Raw genomic sequence first — 13018 nt, forward strand, 5'->3', positions numbered from 1 at the left:
GCCCGCCCGGTCAGTCGAAGGTGAGCACGAGTTTGCCCGTCACCTCTCCCGAATCCAGGAGGCGGTGCGCCTCCGTGGCCTGATCGATCGGGAGGGTGCGGTGGATGCTCACCCGTACCCGGCCGTCCTCGAGCATCGGCCACACGTGTTCGACGACCTCGGCCACGATCTCCGCCTTGTCCTCCAGGTCACGTCCCCGCAGACCCGTCGCGGAGATCGATCCGCGCTTCGACAGCAGGCGCCCGATGTTCAGCTCGCCCTTCACCCCGCCCTGCATGCCGATGATGACGAGATGTCCGTCCATCGCCAGCGCGCGGAGATTCGGGTCCAGGTATTTGGCGCCCATGATGTCGAGGATCACGTCGGCACGATTCTTCAGCACCTCCGCGAAATCCTCATCCCGGTAGTTCACCAGAATGTCTGCGCCCAGTTCACGGCAGGTCGCGAGCTTCTCCGCGGAACCAGCCGTTACCGCGACCGTGCATCCTAGCTGCTTCGCGAGCTGGATGCCGAAGGTGCCGATTCCACCGGCACCGCCGTGCAGGAGCACCGTCTGTCCCTCGTGCAGTCCCGCGACCATCACCAGGTTGGACCACAACGTGCAGGCAACCTCCACGACGGATGCGGCATCCACGAAGGAGTAGCCCTCCGGTACCGGCAGCAGCTGCCCGACCGGAACCGCGACGTACTCCGCGTATGCGCCACCGGCCAGCAGACACGCGACCCGCTCCCCCTTCTCCCGGTCGGTGTCACCCGGATTCGCGATCACCCCCGCGCACTCGAGGCCGATGATCTCGGACACCCCGGGTGGCGGTGGGTAGTGGCCCGCGGCCTGCAGCAGGTCCGCGCGGTTGACGCCCACGGCCTTCACCTCGACCAGCACCTCTCCCGGTTTGATTTCCGGTTTCGGTGCTTCGCCCCAGGTGAGCGAGGTTCTGTCGTCCGGGTTTGCCAGTGTGATTGCCTTCATAACGCCCAGGGTAGGGGAAACCCGCCCCGATGTCCGGCGTTCCGGGCCCCGTCGCCGCGGTCGGGGCCATGTTGGTGCCGCGTCGCGGTGATCCGCTAGAATCAGTCGGCACCGAGGAAGTATGGCAGAGCGGCCGAATGCACTCGCCTTGAAAGCGAGCGTCCCTTAAACCGGACCGGGGGTTCAAATCCCTCTACTTCCGCCGAGAAAGCCCCCTGCACGGCAGGGGGCTTTCTGCGTGTCGGGAGAGCTGTCCGGGCGGGTATGTTGGACGGATCCACATGGGCCGGTGGGGGAGGCGCTGAATTCGGTGCGGGTCCACGCCCGGCCCGCCTGCCGGGAATGGGCGTGGGGAGCGTCCGACGCCCGGTCGTGGTGCAACTGTCTGGCCGTGTCCGAAAGTGTCTGACTGTCCGGGTTTTGAGGCCGGACAGCTAAATGAGACGAACATCACTCAAGACAAAACCTAGATCTCGAGTTCACTGCAAGGTGCTTGACCTAGGGTTATTTTCTGACATGAAAATCGTATCCATTGCTCCCTCTGACCATCCAGATTTCTGATATGAAGGCCGGTTGGGGGATTCCTGAAATATGGGCATGTGTATTTGATTGGGAACCTGTGTCGGTACCTGGTGCGCGATAATCTTCCTGTGGGAGTTCCGGTGCCGACGGGGTGGGGCGCCGGCGAAGATGGCGGCCACCGGGTGGGGGCGGGGAGGGATCCCGGAGCTGTCCGTGCTCGGACGAACGTCATGGTGGGGTGTGGGGCGCATTCAGGGCGGCGGGGTCTCTTCGTTCGGTGTTGTGTCGCGCGCGGCGGACCGGGACCTTATTTCACCGGGTGTTTCTGCTGCTCGGTGGGTCCGGAGGCGGGGTGATTTCCTGTCTGAGGTGGCAGGGTGCGGGTGTTCCGTGGGGCGGCCGAGGGATTGTCCGGGGTGGCCGTGTCTGTATTCCCCGATCGCCTTACGGTCCTCCCGTCGGTCGTTCCGGGAACACGCTACCCCGATTTCTGTGCATGTTCGGCAATGCACGATACGTTCTGGATGTGATGTTTTGAGGTATAAAAATGCCTGGACGGGCGTTCGGGCGGTGAGGCTCTGGAATCGACGGGTGCGGGGAAGGGTATTTATCCCGCACGTTTTTCAGGGGAATGGGGTGTCGAATATGAGAATCAAATGGTCTATGAAACTGCTCCGGGTGCGCGGTGTCCCGCTGGCCCACTGATCTTCTCTGGGGGTTTCCGGGACCGCCTTGGAGCTGTCGTCAAAGGTGCTACGAATTGAGTTTCCGGCGCACACTTTCTAATCTCTCCCCGTTCTTGACAACTCGTTAAGACGGGGATTCAGCGCTGTTCATGGGCGGTATCGAACCATCATGGCGAATAGCTGGGACCCCCGTCGAAGATAATTCGAAAGGTGGTGCCCGTGTATCCAACAGTGCGACAGGTCAGGCAGGGGGCGATCCTGCTCCTGGCACTCGTTCTGGCCGTCTTCGGGTTGGCCGTCCCGGCCGGGACCGGAGTGGCTTCAGCGGCGGAATCGGCAGATCAGCAGACCCTCGTGACACCCGTCCGGATCGACAGCGGGATCGCCGACTTCGGTCACAGCTTCCGGCTCGCGGAAGACGGTGAGAAAAGGTCTGTCGCACTGTTCGCGGTGGAGCTTCCGGAAGATAGACTGGCACGCGCCTACTGCATCAACGCGGTCGTCGCCAGCGCCGACGGCGGGCACAACCTGAGCAGCTTCGGTGCCGAGGGGATTCCCGGCGGACCCCACGTCCGCTGGATCCTGAAGAACGCTTACCCCGGGATCGAGGCCGATGAACTGGCCGAAAATGCCGGAGTGACGGGGACACTCTCCGAGAAGGACGCCATCACCGCCACCCAGTTCGCACTCTGGCACTTCACCAACCCCGACGTTCGCCGCCCCACGCTCATCGGAGTGGACGACGAGACCAGAGCCAGAATCGAGGAGGTCGCCGACCATCTGGTCGAACGCGCAGTCGCGGAGACCGCCCCCGAGGCCAACCTCGCCCTGACCCCACAGTCGTTCGACGGCCACGTCGGCTCCGATATCGGAGAGTTCACCGTTTCGTTTTCCGCGGACAACGGCGAGCTGACCATCGAGGAAGCGCCGGAGGGTGTCGAACTGGTCAACCTGGACTCGGGTAGCACCGTCGGAACGCACACGGCGGTCACCTCGGGGCAGCGCTTCTCCGTCCGGGTCCCCGAAGGCCTCACTGCAGGTAGCGCGAAGCTCAAACTCACCGCAGATGTACCGCTCCAGTCCGGCTCCGTCCTCGTCTACGAGGGTGGGAAGGCCCAGCAGCTGGCCCTGGTCTCCGACACCCATCCCGTGCAGCAGCAGGCCGTGTCGAAGGTCAACTGGACCGAGGTCCCGACTGTTGCACCGAAGATCGGTACCCGGGCCCGGGACAGGGAGGACAGTGACCAGATTCTGGCATTCGACGGTGGAATCGTAGTGGACACCGTCAGCTACACCGGTCTCATTCCCGGAGAGCGCTACACCCTCACCGGTGTTCTCGTTGACGGAGAGACCCACAAGGCCATCGACGTGACCGCCCGACGGGTATTCACCCCGGAGGGCGCAGATGGTTCCGTCGACGTCGAGTTCACCGTTCCCGCCGGCTACGCCGGTCGAAAGCTCGTCGCATTCGAGCGGCTGTTCTCCGGCGATGACACGACCGCGGAACCTGTCGCCGTCCACGAGGATCCCGAGGATGCGGGCCAGACAGTCACCGTGGAGGAGGAGCCCGTCGTCGAGATTCCGGTGACCGAGATTCCGGTGACCGAAGAGCCTGTCGTTGAGGAGCCGGTGACCGAGGTGCCCGATACCGAGGATCCCACGGTTGAGGAGCCTGTCGTTGAGGTTCCTGTGGTGCAGATTCCGGTGACGGAGAAGCCTGTTGTCGAGGTGCCGGTGACTGAAGAGCCGGTCGTTGAGACTCCGGTGGTTGATGAGCCGATTGTCGAGGTTCCTGTGGTGCAGGTTCCGGTGACCGAGGACCCTGTTGTCGAGGTGCCGGTGACCGAAGAGCCGGTCGTTGAGACTCCGGTGGTTGACGAGCCTGTCGCCGGCGGAACCGAAGTCGAGGAGCCTGAGGAGGAGACCGTGACACCGGCCCCCGGTGACAACTGCACCGATGGTCGGGGCCTGTTCTCCACCGACGATGACTGCGGACCTGCTCTTTCTGTACGGGGACTCGCGCTGGCACTGCTGCCTGCCGTGGTTCTGGCGGTGATCGCCGGCGGCGCGTCGAGCGCAGTCGCCGTCACCGCACCGGTCACGGGTTCGTCGCACGCCTCCGTCGTCGATCACCCCCGTCGGGAGTCCGGTTCCGTCCATCCACCGGCGGCGACGTCGACCCCGGCCCTGGCCTCCGGGACTCCGTCGCAGCCCGGGCAGGCGCAGCCGCAGTCTCAGCTCGACGGTCAGCAGCCGCAGGCGGATCAGCCCAATCAGGTGAATGGGCAGCAGCTGGCGAACACCGGAGCAGACGTTCTGTTCATCGTTCTCGCGGGCCTGGTGCTCCTCCTGCTCGGGGCAGGGCTCCTTGAGCGTAGGCGGCGCGCCTAGCGTCCGGGTCGTCTGACCGGCGCCGTTATCCATCTGATGCCGGGCCAGGCAAATCAGAAAGGGGCGGGCCCACCACATGATCGTGGTGGGCCCGCCCCTTTTTCGCGCTGTGACCCGCTACTGCACGTCATCCCAGGCGGTGAGGAACTGATTGAGTTCTTCACCGGTGGTCACGGTGACGCGAACGCCCTCGTCGAAGGCACGGATGAGGACGCCGCGTTCTGCGAGCGCCTCGGCGAACTCCCGGGCACGGGTGGTGGGGATCCAGACGAAGTTCGTCTGTGATTCGACCGCCTCCGGGATCCGGGCGATCAACGCCTCACGCTGTTCGACGGCTTCGTCGGTGCGCTGGAGCAGCTCGTCTGCGGCGGCCAGAGACGCCAGGGCTCCGGCCTGGCCGACGGCATTCACACTGAATGGGAGTGCCATGCGATTCACGGCATCGATGATCTGTGGATTGCCGAAGGCGTAGCCGATGCGTACTCCGGCGAGGCCGTAGGCCTTGGAGAACGTCCGCATGCCGACGAGGTTCGGATACCGGTCGAGGAGTTCCGTGGAGACCGGGTTGTTCTCGTCGCGGACGTATTCGATGTACGCCTCGTCGAGGACGACGACGATGTCGTCGGGGATACGGTCCATGAACGCGGTGAACTCGTCCTCGGTGATGTTCGTGCCGGTCGGGTTGTTCGGGTTGCAGACGAAGATGAGCCGGGTCCGGTCGGTCACCGCGGCCGCCATAGCGTCGAGGTCGTGCCGGTGGTTGTCGTCGAGAGGGACCATCACGGGATTGGCACCCACGACGAGACAGAATATGGGATAGGCCTCGAAGCTGCGCCACGCGAAGATGACCTCATCACCGGCTTTGCAGGTGGCCTGAACAATCTGCTGGCAGAGCGCCGAGGAACCGCAGCCCACGGCGATCTTTTCCGGGGTGAGCCCCAGTGCGTCCGAGAGTTCCGCCTTCAGCGCGACGACCCCCATGTCCGGGTACCGGTTCGCGGTGCGGGCGGCTTCGGTCATCGCCTCGATCGCGCTCGGTAGAGGCGGGTGGGCTGCCTCGTTGCTGGACAGTTTCAGGGCATCCGGTACTGCGCGGCCCGGAATATAGGCGGGAATGGCGGAGACATCGTTTCGGATCATGTGTCTCACACTACAACCAGCAGAGTCGGGAGTGTGTGGCCTGTGGTTTTGCCGTGGCGGGGAGACTCGGGGTAACATCATCGCTGGTTTCACGTCATCTGCATCCGTGCGATGTCCGTGGGATCGATGGAGGCGTGCCAGAGCGGCCGAATGGGACTCACTGCTAATGAGTTGTCTTCCTAACAGAGGACCGGAGGTTCAAATCCTCTCGCCTCCGCCACCCGCAAGGGTCAACTGAATAAGCGCCCGTAGCTCAACGGATAGAGCATCTGACTACGGATCAGAAGGTTGGGGGTTCGAATCCCTCCGGGCGCACTCTGTGTTGAGACAGAAACGGAAACGGCCCCACCCCGGGTAACGGGGCGGGGCCGTTTTCTTTTACCGGATATGATCTTTCACCTGGGTATTTGTCGAGTCTTTCGGGGCGGGTGTAATGTAGAATCTCGTTGCCGGGGCCGCCATGGTCCAAGGCCGCATGCGCCCGTAGCTCAACGGATAGAGCATCTGACTACGGATCAGAAGGTTGGGGGTTCGAATCCCTCCGGGCGCACCACAGTTTGAAGGCCCGGTACCGTGACCACGCGGTACCGGGCCTTTCATGTGCGTGCCGGTCAGTACACCTCGATACGGGCGCCGAGCATTTCCGCGTGGGCGAGCTGGTTGATCCAGCCGGGCGTACCGGGCTGGAACCGGATCACCGGACGTGGAGAGGCGAGAAGGCCGCCGTTGTCGGTGTGCATCCCGGAGCGCGCCTCGTACCGGATCCGGGACCGGTAGCCGGAGTCAACGAGTTCCTCGATGCTGGGGCGTTTGTCCGCGAGATTCGCGCGGACGTCGTTGAGCAGTGCGAGCGTCTCGTCCAGGGCGTTGAGAAGCGCCTCGTTGTTCGTCTCGCACATGGCGCGCACCAGGGAGGGGGCGCTGCCCGCGACGCGGGTGCCGTCGCGGAAGCTGCCCGCGGCGAGAGACAGGGCGAGTGCCCCGCCGTTGTCGCCGACGATCGCGAGCGACTCCGCGAGCAGGTGCGGGAGATGGGAGATCCGGGCGACTGCGGCATCGTGGTTCCCGACCTGCGCCGGGATGACCTCGGCACCGACGCGGGTCGCCATGTGCACCACGTCAATCCAGAGGGACACCCACTGTGCGGGCGGGGGAGTGTCGTCCAGGGCACGGTCGAAGGTGACCACCCAGGCCGCCCCCTTGAACAGGTCGCGTTGGCTGGCGGTCCAGCCGCTGTCCGCGGTGCCGGCCATCGGGTGTCCACCGACGTAGCGGTCGGCCATGCCACGTTCACGGACGAGCTCCAGCACCTTCGTCTTCACGCTCACCACATCGGTGAATCCGCAGTCGGGTGCGTGGTTGTCGATGGTGTCGAGGAGCGTGGGAATTGCGGGCATCGGGGTCGCCATCACGATCAGTGCGCCGCACTCCTGTGCCTTCTCCAGGACATCGGGGAGGGAATCGGTGACGTCATAGCCGTCGTCAGCGGCGGCGCGGGCCGCGGACGGCGAACGGTTGTATCCGAATACCGGGTGCCCGGAGGCGGCGAGATCGCGGAGCAGTGATCCGCCGATCAGTCCGAGGCCGAGGACACAGACGGGCCGGGAAATTGCGGTGGTGGTCATCTGACAATCCTCCCATATCGCGACTACGGTTACCGGTATGGATTCCAATGGCTTTGACAGCGACACCGGTGAGCATGACGATGATCTCTGCTTCGCCGTGACCGTCTCCCGGACGGGCGGGGAGTGGGACGTCCGCGAGATCGACGACTGTTTCGATTCTATCGATGACGCCGTGGCCGCGGTCGGGCGTCTGCGCAGTGAGAGCGCCTCGTTCGCGATGCTCTGCGTCGATGACGAGTATTTCATCATCCTCCGGCCGGCGCCGGGTGGTGTCCGGTTGCTGCTGTCGGACGCGACGATGGCCATCGACGACGATCTCGCCGCCGGTGCACTCGACGAGATCGGTGCGGACATCCCGGAACTGGACTCCGACGAGCTGGACAAGGTCGATCCCTGGGCGGAGGGGGACATCGAGATCCTCGCCGATCTCGGTGTCAGCGAGCAGGTGATGACCGTCATCTGCGACGACTCGGAGTTGTGGGCCTCGGAGCAACTGCTGAGGATCGCCGCGGAGCTCGGTTTCGAGTCCGAACTCGCGGACGCCGTCGACCTCGACATCGACTGACGGACTGGCCTCCGTATGCCGGTACTGCCTGACCCGGAATGGCTGTTCCGCGCCGAGACGCTCATGCTCCGGGCGATCGAGGTTGCCCGGACGACCCCGCCCGGTGATGTGCCGGTCGGAGCGGTCGTCATCGATTCGTCGGGCCGGGAACTGGCCGTGGCGACGAACCGTCGGGAGACGGATTCCGACCCCACCGCGCACGCGGAAATCCTCGCGATCCGGCGGGCGGCGGCCCGCCACGGTGACGGGTGGCGGCTGACGGGATGCACACTCGTCGTGACCCTGGAACCGTGCACGATGTGTGCCGGGGCGCTCCTGGACGCCCGCATCGGCGAGGTCATCTTCGGGGCGTACGAACCCAAGACCGGGGCGTGCGGCAGTGTCCACGATGTGCTCCGGCCGCCCGGCGCGGTGCGCTGGCCCGAGGTCCGTGGGGGTGTTCTGGGTGGGCGGTGCGCTGAACTCATGACCGGCTTCTTCGGCACGATCCGGTGACATACGGGGGTTTCAGGGCGGTCCGTCAATGGTCGGATGACAGTGTCGGTTCGCTGGGATTATCGCTGTAGCCGGACGTGGTCGGGAGAAGATGGTCCCCCTCCTCAGGGCGGTTTCATGTGTATCTCCTGTGGTTCGACTGAACCGCATTTCAGGTGGTACTTTTCGGTGCCTGTGCCAGATAACATTCCGGATAAAGTTGCCCCACGGACGTGCCTGTTCCGCGGAATGCACCTAGTATGGGGTTTCCGATCAACCGACTGACAAAGGAGATTTCATCATGGGTTTCGATAGCAAGGCTGACGATCTCGGCGGCAAGATCAAGGAAGGCGTCGGCGAGGCGACCGACAACGAGAGCCTGGCCAACGAGGGCCGCGCCGATCAGGTCAAGTCCGACATCAAGGAGGGCGTCGAGAAGGCCGAGGAGGCCGTCCGTGACGCCGCCGACAAGGTCAAGGACATCTTCGACAAGAAGTAACCCGTCGCGGCACGGCTGGCGTGGGAATTTGTTACCCGACGCCCCGTGCGGTTAGGCTGGTCGGCGGTGGCGTGTCCGAGCGGCCGAAGGTGCTCGCCTCGAAAGCGAGTGTTGGGTAATCCCCAACCGGGGGTTCAAATCCCCCCGCCACCGCCAGTCGAAGAGACCCCCGGATCCCCGGGGGTCTCTTTCTGTTTGGGGTATCCCCGGTGCTCCGCGCGTCAGGGGGTCGTCTCGTATTACAGTGGCACCGGTACCGCGCCACGGTGGCGCGACGGACCACGCGGGTTCCGTATCCTGACACACACCGACGAATCACGCCGCGACAGAGGAGAAACACCTGTGGCCAAGCTGCTGTATAAACTCGGACGCTGGTCTTTCCGGCGGAAATGGGTCGTCCTCGTCGCGTGGGTGATCATCATCGCGGGTGTCGGCGGCAGTGCGGGTGCTCTCCAGCGGGGGTTCAACGACATCTTCAACATCCCCGGTACCGCCTCCGAAGCGGCCGCGGACTCCCTCGTCCGGAACTTCCCGGACCAGCGCAACCCGCTGACCTCAACGGGCGTGACGATGGTGTTCGCGGCCCCGGAGGGGCAGCGGCTCGATGAGCCCCGTTACACGGAGGCGATCGACCGGGTCATCGCCGACATCGACGAGCACGTACCCGGAGTGATCGACCGGGACCGTTTCGGCAACCCGGTCAGGCTCAATCCGAAGCTGCAGAAGGCGGTCATCGACCAGTCGGTCTCCGCGGGTCTACCGGAGGAGACCGCGGAGGCTGACGCGGAGAATCTCGCGCTGGTCAGCCCGGACGGGCGGATCGGCTACACCAGCTTCAGTCTCGATGTTCCCCTGCCCGCCGACGTCACTGACGAACAGCGGGCCGCAATCCGTGCCGCGATGGATGTCGGACGTGAGGCCGGACTCCAGGTGGAGACCGGCGGCCCCGCGTTCGGTGATCCCCTGGTGATCAAGTCGACGAGTGAGATCATCGGTCTCGGCGTGGCGTTCCTCGTCCTGCTGTTCACGTTCGGTTCCTTCATCGCCGCGGGCCTGCCGCTGATCACTGCCGTCGTCGGTATCTCAGTGGGATCCTCGGCGATCCTCATCGCCACCCACTTCGCGCCCCTGAACAACGTCACACCGGTTCTGGCGGTGATGCTCGGGCTGGCCGTCGGCGTGGACTACACCCTGTTCATCCTGTCCCGCTACCGCGCCGAACGAAACCACGGGCACGGGAGGAACTCCCCCGAACACGCGGCGGGCATGGCCGTCGGCACCGCCGGCTCCGCAGTCGTGTTCGCCGGGCTGACCGTCATCATCGCCCTGGTCGCCCTGACGATGGTCCGCATCCCGTTCCTCTCCTGGATGGGTGTCTCCGCCGCGTTCACCGTCGCCGTCGCCGTCGCCGTCGCGCTCACCCTCCTGCCCGCCCTGCTCGGGCTGTTCGGTCGGTTCGCGTTCGCGGGCCGGGTCCCCGGTCTCGGAGCACGTCGCCGCCCGGAGCGGGATGAAGGTGACTCCACCGAGGAGGGGGCCCGGAAACGCTCCAAGGGCCGTTCCTGGGTGACTTTCGTGCACCGGGCACCCGCCCTCGTGCTCACCGTCGTCGTCCTCGGGCTGTCCGCACTGTCCTACCCCGTCCTCAACCTGCAGATGGCGTTGCCGTCGGACAGCACGTTCAGCAAGAGCTCCACGCAACGGAAATCCGCGGATCTGCTGGCCGAGGGCTTCGGCGCGGGAATCAACTCCCCGTTCCTCATGATCATCGACGCCCATGACGTCGACCCCGACGCCCGGATACTCCGCCCCCTCGTCGATGCCCAACGCGCGGGCGATCCCGAGGGATTCAACCCCGTGGACGCGGCGGCGATGGCCTCCTACGCCTATGTCGCGCAGCGGTACAACACGAACCCGGACATCAAACACGTCCAGATCATCGGGCTCTCCGAGGACATGCGGGCCGCCCAGCTCCTGATCACTCCGCGCAGCGGCCCCGCCGACCCCGTGACCTCCCAGCTGCTCGGATCGCTGCGCGCGAGCGACCGCGAGATCGAGGACGCCACCGGCATCGACATCGGCGTCACCGGTCTCACCCCGATCCAGCGCGACGTGACGAAGAAGCTCGCCGAGGCGATGCCCGTCTATCTCGCCGTCGTCGTCGGACTCGCCATCGTGCTCCTGCTCGTGGTGTTCCGCTCCATCATGGTGCCCGTCATCGCTGGCCTCGGGTTCCTGCTGTCGGTCGGCGCGGCCTTCGGTGTCACCGTCCTGTTCTGGCAGGAGGGGCTGTGGGGCATCGTCGACACGCCGGCCCCGATCATCTCGTTCATGCCGATCTTCCTCATCGGCGTCACCTTCGGCCTCGCGATGGACTACCAGATGTTCCTGGTGACCCGCATGCGCGAGCACTGGATAGCCACCGGCGGGAAGCGTACCGGGGGATCGCGTTACAACGCCGTCGAGGAATCCGTCATCGAGGGATTCAGCATGGGGGCCCGCGTGGTCACCTCCGCCGCGCTCATCATGATCGCAGTGTTCGCCGCGTTCATCGATCAGCCGCTGCCGTTCATCAAGATCTTCGGCTTCGCCCTCGGCGCCGGTGTCCTCTTCGACGCCTTCTTCATCCGCATGAGCCTCGTGCCCGCCGCAATGTTCCTGCTCGGCCGCGCGACCTGGTGGATGCCGAAATGGCTGGACCGCATCCTGCCGACCCTGGACATCGAGGGGGCCGTGCTGGAGGAACAGTTCGACGGGCCCCGACCCGCGCCGGTGGAGTCGGCGAAGGTGGCCGCCGATACCCGCGGCTGATCAGCTCCGGCGCTACAGTGACAGTCATGACTGACACCACCTTCACCCTCGGCACCCGCCTGGAATCCAGCCCCCACGGGCGCACCGGGGTGATCCACACCCCGCACGGCGACATCGCCACCCCGGCATTCATCCCGGTGGCGACCAAGGCCACGGTGAAGACCCTCACTCCGGAGCAGATCCGGCAAACCGGTGCGCAGGCGATCCTCTCCAACGCCTACCACCTCTACCTCCAGCCGGGCCCCGACATCGTCGACACCGCCGGAGGGGTCGCCGCCTTCGAGAACTGGCACGGGCCCACCTACACCGACTCCGGTGGATTCCAGGTCATGAGCCTCGGCGTCGGCTTCAAGAAGGTCCTGGCCATGGACACCACGAACCTGACCGCAGCCGACGTGAAGGCCCGCAGCAAGGACCGGTTCGCCCACGTCGACGAGGACGGTGTGGATTTCCGCAGCGTCATCGACGGGTCGAAGCACCGCTTCACCCCGGAGGTGTCCATGCAGATCCAGCACCAGCTCGGGGCCGACATCATGTTCGCCTTCGACGAGCTGACCACCCTCATGGACACCCGCGAGTACCAGGACGCCTCCGTCGAGCGGACCCACCGCTGGGCCCGCCGCTGCCTCGAGGAACACAACCGGCTGACGGAACAGCGCGTCGGCAAGCCGCTGCAGTCCCTGTGGGGGGTCGTGCAGGGGGCACAGTACGAGGACCTGCGCAGGCAGGCCACCCGCGGCCTGGTGTCGCTCTCCGACGAGTTCCGCGCGGAGGGGAAACGCGGTTTCGGTGGCTACGGTATCGGTGGCGCCCTGGAGAAGGAACGTCTCGGCACCATCGTCGGCTGGGTGTGCGATGAACTGCCCGTCGACGCGCCCCGGCATCTGCTGGGCATCTCCGAGCCGGATGACCTGTTCACCGCCATCGAGGCCGGCGCCGACACCTTCGACTGTGTCGCGCCCACGCGCCTCGGCCGACGCGGTGGCGTCTACACCCTCGACGGGCGCATGACGTTGACCGGGGCGCGCTTCAAGCGCGATTTCGCGGGTATCGACGAGGAGCTCGGCGGCTACGTCAGCGAGAACTACTCCCGCGCCTACATCCACCACCTGCTCAAGGCCAAGGAGTTCCTGGCGGGCACGCTGTGCACGATGCACAACCTCTACTTCATGATCCGCCTCGTCGACGGGATCCGGGATGCCATCGAGGCGGGGGACTACGAGGCGTACCGCGACGAGTTCATGGGCCGCTACTACGCGTCGAAACGGTAGGTGGGTCCGGTTGGGCGGTGTCGGGACCGACCGGGCGGGACCGTCGTCGGTGACAGCCCCGCGG

At 65.4% G+C, this 13018-nt stretch carries 9 protein-coding genes and 5 tRNA genes; 11 read left to right on the forward strand and 3 right to left on the reverse strand.

Annotated elements, in window-relative coordinates; translation table 11 throughout:
* Positions 1-10 precede the first annotated feature (10 nt).
* Positions 11-970, reverse strand: a complete 960-nt coding sequence (locus tag JDV75_RS08765) for an NAD(P)H-quinone oxidoreductase (protein ID WP_198738876.1) — start codon at positions 968-970, stop codon at positions 11-13.
* 115 nt (positions 971-1085) lie between these two features.
* On the opposite strand from JDV75_RS08765, the gene JDV75_RS08770 reads away from it, so the two are divergent.
* Positions 1086-1172: transfer RNA gene (locus JDV75_RS08770), tRNA-Ser, on the forward strand.
* 1225 nt (positions 1173-2397) lie between these two features.
* Positions 2398-4569, forward strand: a complete 2172-nt coding sequence (locus tag JDV75_RS08775) for a VaFE repeat-containing surface-anchored protein (RefSeq protein ID WP_198738877.1) — start codon at positions 2398-2400, stop codon at positions 4567-4569.
* A gap of 117 nt (positions 4570-4686) precedes the next feature.
* Here the strand turns inward: JDV75_RS08775 and hisC are convergent, their stop codons facing one another.
* A complete protein-coding gene (gene hisC / locus JDV75_RS08780; RefSeq protein WP_198738878.1) occupies positions 4687-5709 on the reverse strand; it encodes a histidinol-phosphate transaminase in 1023 nt (340 codons plus the stop codon).
* Positions 5710-5837: 128 nt separating this feature from the next.
* Here hisC and JDV75_RS08785 point away from each other — a divergent pair.
* From JDV75_RS08785 to JDV75_RS08795, 3 genes are all read left to right on the forward strand, one after another.
* A tRNA-Ser gene (locus JDV75_RS08785) sits at positions 5838-5929 on the forward strand.
* 22 nt (positions 5930-5951) lie between these two features.
* Positions 5952-6024 (forward strand) — tRNA-Arg (locus JDV75_RS08790).
* Between the two features lie 162 nt (positions 6025-6186).
* A tRNA-Arg gene (locus tag JDV75_RS08795) sits at positions 6187-6262 on the forward strand.
* A gap of 58 nt (positions 6263-6320) precedes the next feature.
* Here the strand turns inward: JDV75_RS08795 and JDV75_RS08800 are convergent.
* Positions 6321-7334, reverse strand: a complete 1014-nt coding sequence (locus tag JDV75_RS08800; protein ID WP_198738879.1) for a prephenate dehydrogenase — start codon at positions 7332-7334, stop codon at positions 6321-6323.
* Between the two features lie 37 nt (positions 7335-7371).
* On the opposite strand from JDV75_RS08800, the gene JDV75_RS08805 reads away from it, so the two are divergent.
* From JDV75_RS08805 to tgt, 6 genes are all read left to right on the forward strand, one after another.
* Entirely contained in the window at positions 7372-7899 is a 528-nt protein-coding gene (locus JDV75_RS08805; RefSeq protein WP_198738880.1) for a tRNA adenosine deaminase-associated protein, read from the forward strand.
* 15 nt (positions 7900-7914) lie between these two features.
* Positions 7915-8394: a nucleoside deaminase gene (locus JDV75_RS08810; protein ID WP_198738881.1), complete on the forward strand. Its 480-nt coding sequence runs from the start codon at positions 7915-7917 to the stop codon at positions 8392-8394.
* Between the two features lie 280 nt (positions 8395-8674).
* On the forward strand, positions 8675-8872 hold the full coding sequence (locus JDV75_RS08815; RefSeq protein ID WP_198738882.1) for a CsbD family protein: 198 nt from the start codon (positions 8675-8677) through the stop codon (positions 8870-8872).
* 65 nt (positions 8873-8937) lie between these two features.
* A tRNA-Ser gene (locus tag JDV75_RS08820) sits at positions 8938-9028 on the forward strand.
* A gap of 186 nt (positions 9029-9214) precedes the next feature.
* Positions 9215-11683, forward strand: a complete 2469-nt coding sequence (locus JDV75_RS08825) for an MMPL family transporter (RefSeq protein ID WP_198738883.1) — start codon at positions 9215-9217, stop codon at positions 11681-11683.
* A gap of 26 nt (positions 11684-11709) precedes the next feature.
* Complete coding sequence (tgt, locus tag JDV75_RS08830) at positions 11710-12954, forward strand: tRNA guanosine(34) transglycosylase Tgt (protein ID WP_198738884.1); 1245 nt, start codon at positions 11710-11712, stop codon at positions 12952-12954.
* Positions 12955-13018: the final 64 nt, after the last annotated feature.

Source organism: Corynebacterium meridianum (assembly GCF_016342265.1).
GTDB lineage: Bacteria > Actinomycetota > Actinomycetes > Mycobacteriales > Mycobacteriaceae > Corynebacterium > Corynebacterium meridianum.